Annotated in this window: 14 protein-coding genes and 2 pseudogenes; 4 read left to right on the plus strand and 12 right to left on the minus strand. The window is 69.5% G+C overall.

What is annotated here, in order from left to right:
* The first annotated feature begins 10 nt into the window (after positions 1 to 10).
* Both A5698_RS00360 and A5698_RS00365 read left to right on the plus strand, forming a co-directional pair.
* Positions 11 to 448: an MmcQ/YjbR family DNA-binding protein gene (locus A5698_RS00360; protein ID WP_068291897.1), complete on the plus strand. Its 438-nt coding sequence runs from the start codon at positions 11 to 13 to the stop codon at positions 446 to 448.
* Positions 449 to 464: 16 nt separating this feature from the next.
* Positions 465 to 2,069, plus strand: a complete 1,605-nt coding sequence (locus A5698_RS00365) for a 4-coumarate--CoA ligase family protein (protein ID WP_068291902.1) — start codon at positions 465 to 467, stop codon at positions 2,067 to 2,069.
* Here the strand turns inward: A5698_RS00365 and A5698_RS00370 are convergent, their stop codons facing one another.
* The 4 genes from A5698_RS00370 to A5698_RS00385 all read right to left on the minus strand — a co-directional run bounded on the left by A5698_RS00370 (position 2,070) and on the right by A5698_RS00385 (position 5,054).
* Positions 2,070 to 2,954 carry a hypothetical protein gene (locus A5698_RS00370; RefSeq protein ID WP_068291905.1) on the minus strand — a complete coding sequence of 295 codons (885 nt, stop codon included), beginning with the start codon at positions 2,952 to 2,954 and terminating at the stop codon, positions 2,070 to 2,072. It abuts the gene before it with no gap.
* A 120-nt stretch (positions 2,955 to 3,074) separates the two neighbouring features.
* On the minus strand, positions 3,075 to 3,407 hold the full coding sequence (locus A5698_RS28330) for an ArsR/SmtB family transcription factor (protein WP_068291907.1): 333 nt from the start codon (positions 3,405 to 3,407) through the stop codon (positions 3,075 to 3,077).
* A complete protein-coding gene (locus A5698_RS28335; protein WP_068291911.1) occupies positions 3,404 to 3,898 on the minus strand; it encodes an SRPBCC family protein in 495 nt (164 codons plus the stop codon). The genes A5698_RS28330 and A5698_RS28335 overlap by 4 nt, the downstream gene beginning before the upstream one ends.
* A 145-nt stretch (positions 3,899 to 4,043) precedes the next feature.
* Positions 4,044 to 5,054: a uroporphyrinogen decarboxylase/cobalamine-independent methonine synthase family protein gene (locus A5698_RS00385; RefSeq protein WP_068291914.1), complete on the minus strand. Its 1,011-nt coding sequence runs from the start codon at positions 5,052 to 5,054 to the stop codon at positions 4,044 to 4,046.
* A 59-nt stretch (positions 5,055 to 5,113) separates the two neighbouring features.
* Between A5698_RS00385 and A5698_RS00390 the strand changes: the two genes are divergently transcribed.
* Positions 5,114 to 5,758 (plus strand): sensor domain-containing protein, encoded by a 645-nt coding sequence (locus tag A5698_RS00390; protein WP_068291918.1) that lies wholly within the window; start codon positions 5,114 to 5,116, stop codon positions 5,756 to 5,758.
* On the opposite strand, the gene mnmA is transcribed toward A5698_RS00390, so the two are convergent.
* The 8 genes and pseudogenes from mnmA to A5698_RS00430 form a co-directional block, all read right to left on the minus strand.
* Positions 5,759 to 6,826 carry a tRNA 2-thiouridine(34) synthase MnmA gene (gene mnmA, locus A5698_RS00395; RefSeq protein WP_068291921.1) on the minus strand — a complete coding sequence of 356 codons (1,068 nt, stop codon included), beginning with the start codon at positions 6,824 to 6,826 and terminating at the stop codon, positions 5,759 to 5,761. It abuts the gene before it with no gap.
* Positions 6,826 to 8,022 (minus strand): cysteine desulfurase family protein, encoded by a 1,197-nt coding sequence (locus tag A5698_RS00400; RefSeq protein WP_068291924.1) that lies wholly within the window; start codon positions 8,020 to 8,022, stop codon positions 6,826 to 6,828. Before A5698_RS00400 ends, mnmA begins: the two co-directional genes overlap by 1 nt.
* Positions 8,023 to 8,066: 44 nt before the next feature.
* Positions 8,067 to 8,897, minus strand: coding sequence for a lysophospholipid acyltransferase family protein (locus A5698_RS00405; protein WP_068291926.1), 831 nt, complete (start codon positions 8,895 to 8,897; stop codon positions 8,067 to 8,069).
* Positions 8,894 to 9,721 (minus strand): GNAT family N-acetyltransferase, encoded by an 828-nt coding sequence (locus A5698_RS00410; RefSeq protein WP_068291933.1) that lies wholly within the window; start codon positions 9,719 to 9,721, stop codon positions 8,894 to 8,896. The genes A5698_RS00405 and A5698_RS00410 overlap by 4 nt, the downstream gene beginning before the upstream one ends.
* A 96-nt stretch (positions 9,722 to 9,817) precedes the next feature.
* Entirely contained in the window at positions 9,818 to 10,489 is a 672-nt protein-coding gene (locus A5698_RS00415; protein WP_068291928.1) for a nitroreductase, read from the minus strand.
* A complete protein-coding gene (locus tag A5698_RS00420; RefSeq protein WP_068291936.1) occupies positions 10,486 to 11,229 on the minus strand; it encodes an SDR family oxidoreductase in 744 nt (247 codons plus the stop codon). The genes A5698_RS00415 and A5698_RS00420 overlap by 4 nt, the downstream gene beginning before the upstream one ends.
* 181 nt (positions 11,230 to 11,410) lie before the next feature.
* On the minus strand, positions 11,411 to 12,367 hold the full coding sequence (locus tag A5698_RS00425) for an electron transfer flavoprotein subunit alpha/FixB family protein (protein WP_067092284.1): 957 nt from the start codon (positions 12,365 to 12,367) through the stop codon (positions 11,411 to 11,413).
* A 44-nt stretch (positions 12,368 to 12,411) separates the two neighbouring features.
* Positions 12,412 to 12,639 (minus strand): annotated as a pseudogene (locus tag A5698_RS00430) (electron transfer flavoprotein subunit beta); the annotation flags it as partial.
* Here A5698_RS00430 and A5698_RS00435 point away from each other — a divergent pair.
* Positions 12,634 to 13,138, plus strand: a pseudogene (locus A5698_RS00435) (electron transfer flavoprotein subunit beta/FixA family protein); the annotation flags it as partial. The pseudogenes A5698_RS00430 and A5698_RS00435 overlap by 6 nt on opposite strands.

A 13,138-nucleotide genomic window follows, 5' to 3' on the forward strand; every position in this document is an offset into this window, starting at 1 on the left:
CCCTGACCCCATGCCGCACCCGATCATGTTCCGCGACGACGACCCGGTGCTGGCACGGGTACGGACGCTGGCGCTGTCGTTTCCCGAGGCCTACGAGAAGATCTCGCACGGACGGCCCGCATTTTTCGCCGCCAAGATGTTCGCGATGTACAGCGGCAGCGTCAAACCGCCGCGCAAGGGCGACTACATCCAGTACCCGCAGTCGATCCTGGTCAAGGTCGACCAGAGCGAACGGCACGCGCTGCAGGACGACGCCCGGTTCTTCTCCCCCGCCTATCTCGGGCCGTCGGGGTGGCTGGGGCTCGACCTGTCGGCCGGGACCGTCGACTGGGACGAGGTGCGGGAGCTGATCGACGCGTCGTTTCGGTTGACCGCGCCCAGGAAACTCATCAGACAGCTCGACTCAGAAACCTCGACGAGGTCTGAACAAACAGCCGAGAGGCCATGAATCGATCGGAGACGCGATGAGTTTCGCGAGCCCGTTTCCCGAGGTCGACATTCCGTCCACCAGCGTCTACGACTACCTGTTCGGCGACATCGCCGAGGCAGACCTCGACCGGATCGCGCTCGTCGACGCGAAGTCCGGCCGCGAGACCACCTACCGCGAAGTGATCGCGCGCATCGACGCGTTCGCGGGCGCGCTCGCCGGGCGCGGGATCGGCGTCGGTGACGTCGTCGGTCTGCTCTCGCCGAACAGTTCCGGGTTCGCGGTCGCATTTCATGGCATTCTGCGCGCGGGCGCGACCGCGACGACCATCAACGCGCTGTTCACCGCCAAGGACATCGCCAAGCAGCTGACCGACTCCAAGGCCAAGATGCTCGTGACGGTTTCCCCGCTGCTGGCACAGGCCGAGGAGGCGGCCGCGGCGGCGGGCATCGCCGGCGACACACTCGTCGTGCTCGACGGTGCCGGCCAGGACGCCGATGGACACCCGAACGCCGAGGACCTGATGGGACCCGGTCACCCGGCGCCGGACGTGAGCTTCGCACCGTCGTCGCACCTGGCCGCGCTGCCGTACAGCTCGGGTACGACCGGAAACCCCAAGGGCGTCATGCTCACCCACCGCAACCTGGTGGCCAACGTCGCCCAGATCCGGCCCCTGCACGGCATGGTCGCCGACGACACCGTGCTCGCCGTTCTGCCGTTCTTCCACATCTACGGGATGACCGTGCTGCTCAACGCGGCGCTGCATGCGCGGGCCAAGTTGGTGATCATGCCGAACTTCGATCTCGGCGATTTCCTCGGCAACATCCAGAACCACGCGTGCACGGTCGCGTTCATCGCGCCTCCGGTCGCCGTGGCGCTGGCCAAGCATCCGTTGATCGACGAATACGACCTGTCTTCGTTGAACGTCGTGATGTCGGGTGCGGCTCCGCTGGACGCCGATCTCGGCCACGCCGTCGCAGAACGGTTGGGGTGCCGCGTGGTTCAGGGTTACGGCATGAGCGAACTCAGTCCGGTCAGCCACATCACCCCGTTCGACGGCGGCCAGCACGAGATGAACATGGTGGCGCCACTGAGCTCGGTCGGCTGGACGGTGTCGAACGCCGCGTCGAAGATCGTCGACCCCGAGACCGGTGATGAGATCGACCCGCCCACAGAGGGTTTGAGCGAAACCGGCGAACTGTGGTTCAAGGGCCCGAACGTGATGGCCGGCTACCTCGGCAACGAGGAGGCCACCGGGGAAACGATCGACGACCTGGGCTGGCTGCACACCGGCGACCTCGCGCAGGTCGACGCCGACGGCTGCGTGTACATCGTGGACCGGCTCAAGGAGCTGATCAAGTACAAGGGCTACCAGGTCCCACCGGCCGAACTGGAGGCCGTGCTGCTGAGCCATCCCGACATCGCCGACGCCGCCGTCGTCGGGGTGCCCGACGCAGAGGGTGAAGAGGTGCCGAAGGCGTTCGTGGTCAAGCGATCCGGGGCGGAGCTCACCGAGCAGCAGGTGATCGACTTCGTGGCGGGCGAGGTGGCGCCGTACAAGAAGGTCCGCCAGGTCGCGTTCATCGATGCGGTGCCGAAGTCGACGTCCGGCAAGATTCTCCGCAAGGATCTGCGGAGCTGATCAGGATCGGCCGATCCGCTCGGCCGCCTGGGCCGCCTTCGCCTGTCGGTACCCGAGGGCGGCGCCCGCCACGGGGATGAGCAGCAACCCGGCGATGCCCCACAGGGGGTCGGTGGTGCCGGCGCCGGGCGCGACGACGAACTGGCGCACCACCGCGGGTGGAGCGGTGTCCCGGCTCAACGGAGTCGGTGCGAGCGGCGGCAGCGACTCCGGAGGCATCGGAGCCGGCTGGGCGGGCGCCGGGACCACGGGCGCCGATGCGGGCGATTCCCCGACGGCTTCAGGCGCGGGACCGCGGCTCTGCGGAATGCGCCCGTTGCCGAACGTCACCTGAGGCGGTTCGAACGCGGGCGCGAGCGCACCCGCGGCACCGGATCCGCCCGCCGCGACCGGTCCGGCCGCCGACGCGATGCCCACCGGCGCTTCGACGACGGGCGGCACACCTGCTACGGCCGACCGGTTGGCGGACTCCGAAGCCGCCGCCACCCGGGCCTCCGGCTGCGGGGTGGACGCCACGCGCGCGGCCGGCTGTGGGCTCGATGCGGCGCGACCGGCCGTCTCGGGGCCCGGCGCGACGGACAACCGGTTGCCCGATGTCGTCTTGAGGTCTTCGCGGCCCGAACCGACCCGCGATTCCGGGGACGCACCGGGGCGGTTGAGGCCGCCGCCCTGTTTGCTGCCGCCGGGGCGGTTGCCGTCGCGGCGGTCGTTGTCGTGCTTGCCGTTGTTGGACCCGCGACCGTGGCTGCCACCCCGATCGGAGCTGTGTCCACGGTCGGAGCCGCGCGAGTCACCGGGGTGGGCGTACGCGACCGCCGCACCCGATCCACTCAGCAGGAAAAATACGGACACCACGCCGGCACCTGCGGCGAGGCGCGGGTTCATCCGAACACCATTCCCTTCTCGGCAAAGGCGAATGACATCGCCTGACAGGCATTCTTGCATGAGAGCACCCCGAAGCGCAGCACCCGATTCGGACGCCGCAAATCGTCCGCGAAGCGGACCTCAGCCCTCCTCGACGTGGGCTCGCAGCCGGTCGATGGCGCGGTCCCACCGCTGCGACAGTCTCTCCAGATACTCCCCGGCGTCGGCGAGGGGTTCGGGCCGCACCCGCCAGATACGCTCGCGACCGCTGCGCTCGCTGCTGACCAGGCCGACCGACTCCAGCACCAAGAGGTGTTTCGTCGTAGCCTGCCGGCTGACCGCCACCACCTCGGTGACTTCGCTGGTCGAGCAGGGTCCGCCGTCGCACAGCCGGATGACGATACGCAGGCGGTTCGGATCCCCCAGCGCGTTGAAGAACGACGACAACGGCGCGTCGGCCGTCGTTGTGCTCACACGGCCTCGCTGACCGCGAGGTACTTGCGCACGAGTTCGGTCTGCGCGGCCCAACCCTGGCTGTTGCCCTCGAACGCCGAGGCACGCCGGTGCGCGGGCAGCGCGTCGAAGCCGGACTCGACGATGCGCAGGAGCACGCCCTCGGCGACCTGCTCGAGCGTGAACTCCACCAGCGTCGTCGGTTCTTCGGAGACGTCGACACCTTCCTCGACCCCGTAGGGATGCCAGCGAAAGGCCAGCCGTCGTGGCGGTTCGACCGCTTCGATGTGCCATGCGTCGGCCGTGCCGGCATACGGCTCCTGCTGCCGGGCGACGTCGGCGCCGACCGCCGTCGGCGTCATGACACCGGTGATCGAGGTACCGGCGACGAACGGCCCGTCGAAGCGCACCCCGAACCATTGACCGAACTCATCGGCGTCGCTGATCGCCCGCCAGACGCGCTCGAGCGGCGCCTTCAACACCACTTCCTTCTCGATTCGATCCGTACTCATATGCAACCTCCTGGTTGCGCCTGACGGTAGGCGTCGTCGCCACGAAGCGCAACCCTTTGGTTGCACTTTTTCTGAGTGCGCCGAATTCTGCGTCAGGGTCGCTGTTTTCGACGGACCATAGCCCTGGTGCAGAATTCGGCGAGCGCTAGATCGCGTCGGGGTCTTCGGCGAAAGCGTCGGCCGCCTTCTGTACCAATCCGATCGCGGTGCGCGCCCACTCGGCGGTGGCGCCCGCCAGACCGCAGGCCGGCGAGATGCCGATGCGCTCCGTGAGCACGGCGCGCGCGAAGCCGAGTCGGTCGGTCAGCGACACGGCGGCCTTGGCGATCTCTTCCGACGACGGGCGGGCCTCCGGCGCGGTCGAAGGCACGACGCCCAACACCACCGTGCGACCGGAGTCGACGAACTCAGCGACGCGGTCGAGATCGGCGGGCACGAGCACCGACACATCGACCGATATGGCGTCAACCGTACTGCGCTGCAACACATTCCACGGCACACCTGATGCGCATCCGTGAACGGCGACCGGCGCGCCCACCGCGGCGACGCATTCGTCGAGCAAACTGATGGCCACCGATTCGTCGACGGGGTGCACCGGCGTCAGGCTGGTCACGCCGGTCAGCCGGCCCTCCAGTGCCGCGGACAGCAGCGGTTCGTCGAACTGCACCACCACCGCGGCGTCCAGCCGTCGCGCGACGTGCGCCCGATGCTGCGCGACCCCTTCGGCCAGCGATGTGGTCAGGTCACGCACCGCACCCAGATCGGTGAGCGCGCGGTGGCCGTTGCCCAGCTCCAACTGTGCCGCCAGTGTGATCGGCCCGGGCGCCTGAACCTTGACGGTGCGGCCCGCACCGCGCAAACCCGCCTTCTCCCAAGCCTCTTCGAGCGCGTCGAGGTCTTCCTCCAGCAGGCTCCTGGCCCGCCGGAGGACCGCGGTGCGGCCCGCGGCGATGCGATAGCCGCGGGGGACGGTGTCCATGCTGATGTCGACCAACAGTGCCCCCGTCCGGCCGATCATGTCGGCACCGACGCCGCGGCCGGGCAGCTCGGCCAGATGCGGCAGGGCGTGCAGTTCGCCGACGATGATCTCGGCCGCATCCCGTGCCGACGTGCCGGGCCAGGATCCGATGCCGGTGGCGGCGGCGAAAGCACTCACTCGTTTGACAGTATTCGATCGGGCTAGTCTCGGTCCGGAAGGGTTGGGAAGGACACACCATGCCCGCAGCGCTACGGTCGGCAGCGGTGTGGTGCGCGGCGGTCGCGATCACGTCGGGGTGCACCCACCTCGTCGACGGTCACGCGATGCGGGCGATACCCGGGATCGACGACGAGTCGCTGTCCCCGATCGACGTCGAGTCGATCATGCTCGATCAGTCGCAGATGCGCGCGATCACCGGCGCCGGTGAGGATCTCACGATCATCCCGACGATGGACGGCAAGATCCCGGTCGACATCGATCCGCTCACCGAGACCACTCCCCTGCAGTGCCAATGGATCTTCGCCGAGACTCAGACCTTCGGACCCGACGTCGAGGAGTTCCACAAGACGACGTTCCAGCATCCGCCCGAGGGCGGCTTGATCTCCGAGGGTGCGGCGGCGTATCGCGATGCCGCGACCGCGCGGCGCGCGTTCGACTCCCTCGTCGCCCTCGTCGACGGCTGCAGCGCAACGCCTTTGGGACCCATGTTCGTCGGCGAATGGGCCGTCGGTGCCGACACCTTGCAGACGCGGCCCGCCAGTGCCTGCGGTCGCGATTACCGCGTCAAGTCGGTCGTGCTGGTGGAGGTGACCGCATGCCGGTTCCCCGACTCGGTGCCCGAGATCGTCATCACCAACATCCTGGCCAACGTACCCGGATAGCTATCGGGTGATCGTCGCGCTTCCCAGCACCTCGTCGCCCGCGGGGTCGGGGCGGTACAACACCATCGTCTGACCCGGAGCCACCCCGCGCAGCGGGGTGCGCAGGTCGACCACGAGGCGGCCGTCGCGGAGTTCGGCCACGCCCTCCTCGATCCCGCCGTGTGCGCGCACCTGCACCTGGCATTCGATTGGACCGTCCGGCGCGACACCGGATGTGAAGGTCGGCCGCTCACCGGTCAACGTCCACACGTCGAGGTCGTCGGCGGCGCCGACCCGCACCGTCGCCGTGTCCGGATCGATCTCGGTCACGTAGCGCGGCCGGCCGTCCGGGCCGGGCCCGGCGATGCCCAGGCCCTTGCGCTGACCGACGGTGAACGCGTGCACCCCATCGTGTTCGGCGAGCACCGTGCCCGCGGCGTCGACGACCGACCCCCGCCGCACCCCGATCCGCGCGCCGAGGAACGCCTGGGTGTCGCCGGAGGGAATGAAGCAAATGTCGTGGCTGTCGGGCTTGTCGGCGACCGCGAGCCCGCGGCGTGCGGCCTCCTCGCGGATCTGCGGCTTCGGCGTGTCACCCACCGGGAACACCGCGTGCCGCAGCTGTTCTGCGGTCAGCACCGCGAGCACGTACGACTGGTCCTTGGCGGCGTCGACCGCGCGGCGCAGCCGCCCGTCGGACAGCCGCGCATAGTGTCCGGTGGCGACAGCGTCGAAACCCAGCGCCAGCGCGCGGGCGGCCAACGCGGAGAACTTGATCCGCTCGTTGCACCGCACGCACGGGTTCGGAGTCTCGCCACGGGCGTACGACGACACGAAGTCATCGATCACGTCTTCTTTGAACCGGTCCGCGAAATCCCATACGTAGAACGGGATGTCGAGGATGTCGGCGACCCGGCGCGCATCGCCGGCGTCCTCCTTCGAACAACAGCCGCGCGATCCCGTGCGCAGGGTGCCGGGAGAGGGCGACAGCGCCAGGTGCACACCGACCACGTCATGGCCTGCGTCGACCATCCTGGCGGCGGCGACCGAGGAGTCCACGCCGCCGCTCATGGCAACCAGTACCCGCACTACTCGACCACTCCCGAACTTGCAAGCGCGGCCTGCCGCGCCCGCTCGACCGCGGCCGGCAGCACCGCCAGTGCGGCGTCTACGTCAGCCTCACTGCTGGTGTGCCCCAACGAAAGACGCAGCGAACCGCGCGCACTGGCCGGGTCCGCACCCATCGCGATCAGCACATGTGAGGGCTGCGCAACGCCGGCGGTACAGGCAGACCCCGTCGAACACTCGATGCCCTTGGCGTCCAACAGCATCAGCAGCGAGTCACCCTCGCAGCCGCGAAAAGTGAAGTGGCAGTTACCGGGCAGCCGCGCGGCACCCTTAGCCCCGTTGACCTCGACGTCGTCGATGACGGCCAACACGCTCTCGATCAGGCGGTCGCGAAGCGCCGACACCCGCGCACCGTTGGCCTCCAGACCGTCGACCGCGACCTTGGCCGCCGCGGCCATTGCGACCGCACCCGCCACATATGGTGTGCCGGAACGGACATCGCGCTCCTGGCCGCCGCCGTGCAGCAGCGGCACACAGGCCGTGTCCCGGCGCAGCAGCAGGGCGCCGATACCGGTGGGCCCGCCGAACTTGTGCGCCGCGACGCTCATCGCCGACAGTCCGCTCGCCGCGAAATCGACCGGGATGTGGCCGACGGCCTGTACGGCGTCGCTGTGCATGGGCACGTCGAACTCCGCGGCGACGGCCGCGAGTTCGGCGATCGGCATGATCGTTCCGACCTCGTTGTTGGCCCACATCACTGACACCACGGCCACGTCGTCGTGGTCCTGCAGCGCGGCCCGCAGCGCCGCCGGCGTCACCGAACCGTCCCGCTCGACGGGCAGCCAGGTCACCTCGGCGCCCTCGTGCTCGACCAGCCATTCGACCGAGTCGAGCACGGCGTGGTGTTCGACCGGCGTGGTGACGATGCGCCTGCGGCGCGGATCGGCGTCGCGGCGGGCCCAGTAGATGCCCTTGACCGCGAGGTTGTCGCTTTCGGTGCCCCCGGCGGTGAAGATCAGCTCCGACGGGCGGGCGCCCAGCAGGTGGGCCAGCGTCTCGCGGGACTCCTCCATACGCCGCCGGGCCGTGCGGCCGGTGCCGTGCAACGACGACGCGTTGCCGACCGTCGCCAGCGCGGCCGTCATCGCCTCGATGGCAGCGGGGTGCATCGGGGTGGTGGCGGCGTGATCGAGGTAGACCGGCTGATCCGAGGTCATAACCAGTCCAGAATAGCCGTCGGGCCGGGGCTCCCCCGATTCGCTCAGGCCACGAGCGCGTGACCGTGCGAGCGTCGCGTCGGATCGCCGCGCACCGCTGCCTCGCAGCGCATCGCCAGATCCCTGCGGTCGGTTCCCGGGAGCTGCAACGACCCCACGTGCACCCGCACGACCGTGCGTTTCGCGGTGATCAGTCGCCGGATCGACGCGAGCAGCGTGTCGTCGCCCACATAAGCGGCGACGGTGGAGGCGGCGCCGTCGGCGTCGTGGTAGCTCAGCCGCAGCGGCTGCACCGGCCTCCCCGCGTCGATGGCCGCCTGGAACATCGCCGGCCGGAAGCGGCCGTACGCCAGCCCGCAGTAGGTGGTGCCCTCGGGAAATGCGACGACGGTGTGCCCGGCCCGCAGCCCACGGCTGACGGCCCCGACCACGTCGGGCAGCCGCCGCAGGTTCGCCCGCTCGATCGGGATGACCTTCAGCAGCCGGGCCAGCAGCCCCAGTCCGGGCCAGCCGACGAGTTCGGACTTGGCGACGAACCGCCCCGGCAGCACCGAGCCGATCGCGAAAACGTCCACCCAGGAGACATGCCCGCTGACCACCAGAACACCGCGCAGGTTGCGGATCGGACCGCCGGACACCCTGGTCCGCACGCCCAGGCAGGCCAGCAACAGCCGGCAGTAGCCGCGTTGCAGTCGAGATCTGCCCGGCGCCGGGACGGCCAGCAGCGGCGTCAGCAACAGGAGCGAGGCGGCCGAGGTGATCCGCAGCGCGGCCCGGCACGCGACGATCGCCCGCCGTCCGCCCTGCCGCGCGGTGTCGCTGAGGCAGCCTGCGCCACACTCCCCCCGCGGCACCCAGCTCTCCTGGACCGTCACGACGCGATCCCGGCGGCCGCGTCGACCGCCCTCAGCCTGCTCAGGTAGCGCGTGTCCGCTCGGCGCTTGTCGAGCAGCGCCGGAAAGTCGCCCACCCCGAAGTCGGGGTCGTGTGCGGGTTCGCCGCACACCTGCGCGCCGAGCCGCAGGTAGCCGCGCATCAACGGGGGCACGACGATCCGATCGGGCGGAGCGATCTCGTCGAGGCCCCTGCCGTCGACGGTCACCGGCCGGTAGGGGTGCACGGTATAGCGGGCCGGGGCGGCGTGACGGTGACGGACGAAGTCGCGCACGCCGCGGATCTGTGTGCCCGGTGGCTGACCGTCGGGGCCGCAGACGGGCACCGACACACAACCGGTCACGTAGTCGTAGCCGCAGCGGTCGAGGTAGGCCAGGATCCCGGCCCACATCAGCAGGACGACGGCCCCGTTGCGGTGGTCGGGCCGCACCACGGCACGACCCATCTCAACCAGGCCCGGCCGCAACGGAGCGAGCGCACATACGTCGAATTCGGTTGCGCTGTAGAGGCTTCCGGCAGACAGGGCACCCGTCGGCGGCAGCATGCGATAGCAGCCGACGAGCTCGCCGGTGACGTCCTCGCGAACCAGGAGGTGATCGCAGTGCTCGTCGAAGCGGTCGGCGTCCAGACCGTCATTCGTACCGCGCAGCGCGAAGCCGGGTTCGGCGGTGAACACCTCGTGGCGCAGCCGTTGCGCATCCTCGATGTGCGCGGCATCGGTCGTGAGCAGCAGGGTGTAGCGCGGCGCGGGGGTGGACCCGCCGCGGATTTCGTCGGGGGCGATGAGTACAGAAGCGGTGCTCATGGCTGCACGGTCGCCCAGCCGCATCTCCGGGCGGCATCGGGCGCGTGACGTGTCGGTGAGCGCCGGGTGACGAATTGGACCCGGCCGCGGCCCGCCTCAGCGGTCAAGGATCGCGACGTTGTTCTCGACGGCGTTGCGCGGCGTGCGCACGCGGTTGGCCGGGAATTCTGGGTCGGCGTATCCGATCGCGATGCCGCACAGCACCTGCAACTCGTCGGGGATGTCGAGTTGTTCGCGCAGCACGTCCGGGAAGTAGGCAACCGAAACCTGCACGCAGGTGTCGAGGCCGCGTTCGGTCAGCGCGAGGACGAGCGTCTGCAGGAACATCCCGACCGCGAGGCTGTCGGCGTGGCCGAGATCGCGGTGCATACACACCGCGCCGGCCACCGGGGCGCCGAAGAACTCGAAGTTGCGCAGCTGGGCGAGGCGGCGTCCCTCGGCATCGTGGCGGTCCACGCCCATCGCGCCGTACACCAGCGCGCCCAGCTGCTGCCGCAGCGGGGCGAAGCTCTCCGGGATTCCCATCGTCGGCGGAAAGCCACCCGACGCGCGTTCCGTCAGCGCCTCGGCGAGGCGGTCGCGGCGCGCGCCGGTGGCCAGGAACAGCCGCCACGGCTGGATGTTGGAGTTCGACGGCGCCCGCATCGCCAACTCCAGTGCCTCGTCAAGGAGTTCACGCGGTACGGGCTTGTCGGGCAGGAACTTTCGCGTACAGTGCCGCTCGCGGACGACCCGCTCGAGGTCGCTCTCCGGCGCGGCGGCGGTCATCGCCGGGCCAGCCAGTCGGTGAAGCGCGTGGCGGCGATGACGGCGTCGTCGCCGGTCACCAGGCTGCCCTCGGCGAGCGGGGTGCCGAAGTAGGTCGCCTCGCCGGTGACCACGACGCGCCGGTCGTCGCCGCGCTTGGCCAGCACCGCGCGGGCGAGGTCGGCGAACGGGATCTTGTCGGGCCCGCCGACGTCGATGTGGCCGTTGCGCGGCTTCCCGACCGCCACCTCGGCCACCTCGGCGGCGACCTCCTGGGCCGCGATCGGCTGGATCAGCGCATCGGGTGCGCGGACCTCGCCGTCGACGTTCAGCGAGTCGGTGATCGCCTCGGCGAACTCGTGGAACTGCGTCGCGCGCACGATGCTGTACGGCATCCCGGAGTCGCGAATGATCGTCTCCTGCGCGACTTTCGCACGCAGATATCCGCTTTCGGGCAGATCGTCGGCGCCGACGATGGACAGCGCCACGTAATGCCCCACCCCCGCAGCCTTGGCCGCGGTCACCAGGTTCGTCGTCGACGTGGTGAAGAAGTCCATCACCGGCCCGTCCTCGAACGACGGCGAATTCGTCACGTCGATCACCACGTCAGCGCCGGCGATCGCGTCGGCCACCCCGTCGCCGCTCAGCACGTCCACGCCCGTGGACCGGGCCGCCCCGACCACCGAATGGCCTTCCCCGCCGAGCAGCGACACCAGATTCGAGCCGATAAGGCCGGTCGAGCCGATCACCGTGATCTTCATCTCGGGCACCCTTTCCGAACGCCGAGCGCACGCTTTGTCGCGCTTCTACTCGACGTTTACGTACACAAGCGTGCGCCCGGCGGCGCCTCGAGTGCACCCTTGAGAATCCGTAGTCTCACCGCGGCCGAAAAGCACGAAGCCCCGGTGCGCCAGGCACCGGGGCTCCGCGGAAAACCGACGATCAGCCCTTGCGAGCCTTGACCGCCTCGGTCAGCTGCGGCGCGACCTTGAACAGGTCGCCGACGATGCCGAGGTCGGCGATCTCGAAGATCGGAGCCTCCTCGTCCTTGTTCACCGCGATGATCGTCTTCGACGTCTGCATGCCGGCGCGGTGCTGGATCGCACCGGAGATGCCCAGTGCGATGTACAGCTGCGGTGACACCGTCTTACCGGTCTGGCCGACCTGGAACTGGCCCGGGTAGTAGCCGGAGTCGACGGCGGCACGGGACGCACCGACGGCGCCACCGAGCGAGTCCGCCAGCTCCTCGACCACCGTGAAGTTCTCGGCGCTGCCGACACCGCGGCCACCCGAGACGACCACGGTGGCCTCGGTGAGCTCCGGGCGATCGCCGGCGACGGCGGGCTCGCGCTTGGTGATCTTCGTCGCATTCTCGGCCTGGGCAGGCACCTCGACGTTGACGACCTCGCCCGCACCGTCGGCCGGTTCGGCGTCGACCGAACCCGCACGCAGGGTGATGACCGGGACGTCACCGGTGGACTCGGCCTCGACGGTGAACGCGCCACCGAAGATCGAGTGCACGCCCACCCCACCGTCTTTGACGTCGACGACGTCGGAGAGCACACCGGACCCGATGCGCGCCGCCAGGCGACCGGCGATCTCCTTGCCGTCGGCGTTCGACGACAGCAGGACGCCCGCGGGCGATGCGGACTCCACCAGCGAGGCCAGCACGTCGACCTGCGGGGTGATCAGGTAGTTCTCCGCGTCGTCGGACTCGGCGACGTAGATCTTGGCGGCGCCGGCGGCCTTGAGGCCGTCGACGAGCGGTTCTGCGGTTCCCGGCGCGCCGATGACGACGGCCGAGGGCTCGCCAAGCTTGCGAGCCGCGGTGATCAACTCCGAGGTGACCTTCTTCAGCGCACCTTCGGCGTGCTCAACGAGCACGAGTACTTCAGCCATGAGTTCTTCTCTCGTCTCTTGTTTCGCAGTCTCGGTGTTCGGCCCTAGATGATCTTCTGGGCGACCAGGTACTCGGCGATCTTGGTGCCGCCGTCACCCTCGTCGGTGACCTTCTCGCCGGCGGTCTTCGGCGGCTTCGGCGTCGAGGACAGCACCTTGGAACCGGCGTTGGCGAGACCGACTTCGTCGGCCTCCACACCGATCTCGGCAAGCGTGAGCTTGGTGACTTCCTTCTTCTTGGCGGCCATGATGCCCTTGAAGGACGGGAAGCGCTGCTCATCAAGGAGAAGGAAGGCGGCGAGAGCACTGTGACGGTGCTCACGGCCGGCCCCGAGCGCGCCACGGAGGCGATCCGTAAGGCGCTGTCGATGGGCGCGGACAAGGCCGTACACCTCGTCGACGAGGGCATGCACGGCTCGGACATGGTCCAGACCGGTTGGGCCCTGGCGCGTGCGCTGGGCACCATCGAGGGCACTGAGCTCGTCATCGCCGGCAACGAGGCCACCGACGGCACCGGCGGCGCGGTTCCGGCGATCATCGCCGAGTACCTGGGCCTGCCGCAGCTGACGCATCTGCGCAAGGTGACGGTCGAGAACGGCAAGGTCACCGGGGAGCGCGAGACCGACGACGGCGTGTTCTCCGTCGAGGCGTCGCTGCCCGCGGTGGTCAGCGTCAACGAGAAGATCAACGAGCCGCGCTTCCCGTCCTTCAAGGGCATCATGGCCGCCAAGAAGAAGGAAGTCACCAAGCTCACGCTTGCCGAGATCGGTG

The sequence above is a fragment of the Mycobacterium sp. E136 genome, from assembly GCF_001666865.1.
In the GTDB taxonomy this organism is placed as follows: Bacteria; Actinomycetota; Actinomycetes; order Mycobacteriales; family Mycobacteriaceae; genus Mycobacterium.

Excerpts from the sequence above, each read along its gene's own strand:
- A5698_RS00360 (WP_068291897.1), top strand. The coding sequence starts at position 11 with ATGCCGCACCCGATCATGTTCCGCGACGACGACCCGGTGCTGGCACGG.
- A5698_RS00365 (WP_068291902.1), top strand. The coding sequence starts at position 465 with ATGAGTTTCGCGAGCCCGTTTCCCGAGGTCGACATTCCGTCCACCAGC.
- A5698_RS00370 (WP_068291905.1), bottom strand. The coding sequence starts at position 2,954 with ATGAACCCGCGCCTCGCCGCAGGTGCCGGCGTGGTGTCCGTATTTTTC.
- A5698_RS28335 (WP_068291911.1), bottom strand. The coding sequence starts at position 3,898 with ATGAGTACGGATCGAATCGAGAAGGAAGTGGTGTTGAAGGCGCCGCTC.
- A5698_RS00390 (WP_068291918.1), top strand. The coding sequence starts at position 5,114 with ATGCCCGCAGCGCTACGGTCGGCAGCGGTGTGGTGCGCGGCGGTCGCG.
- A5698_RS00400 (WP_068291924.1), bottom strand. The coding sequence starts at position 8,022 with ATGACCTCGGATCAGCCGGTCTACCTCGATCACGCCGCCACCACCCCG.
- A5698_RS00410 (WP_068291933.1), bottom strand. The coding sequence starts at position 9,721 with ATGAGCACCGCTTCTGTACTCATCGCCCCCGACGAAATCCGCGGCGGG.
- A5698_RS00415 (WP_068291928.1), bottom strand. The coding sequence starts at position 10,489 with ATGACCGCCGCCGCGCCGGAGAGCGACCTCGAGCGGGTCGTCCGCGAG.
- A5698_RS00420 (WP_068291936.1), bottom strand. The coding sequence starts at position 11,229 with ATGAAGATCACGGTGATCGGCTCGACCGGCCTTATCGGCTCGAATCTG.
- A5698_RS00425 (WP_067092284.1), bottom strand. The coding sequence starts at position 12,367 with ATGGCTGAAGTACTCGTGCTCGTTGAGCACGCCGAAGGTGCGCTGAAG.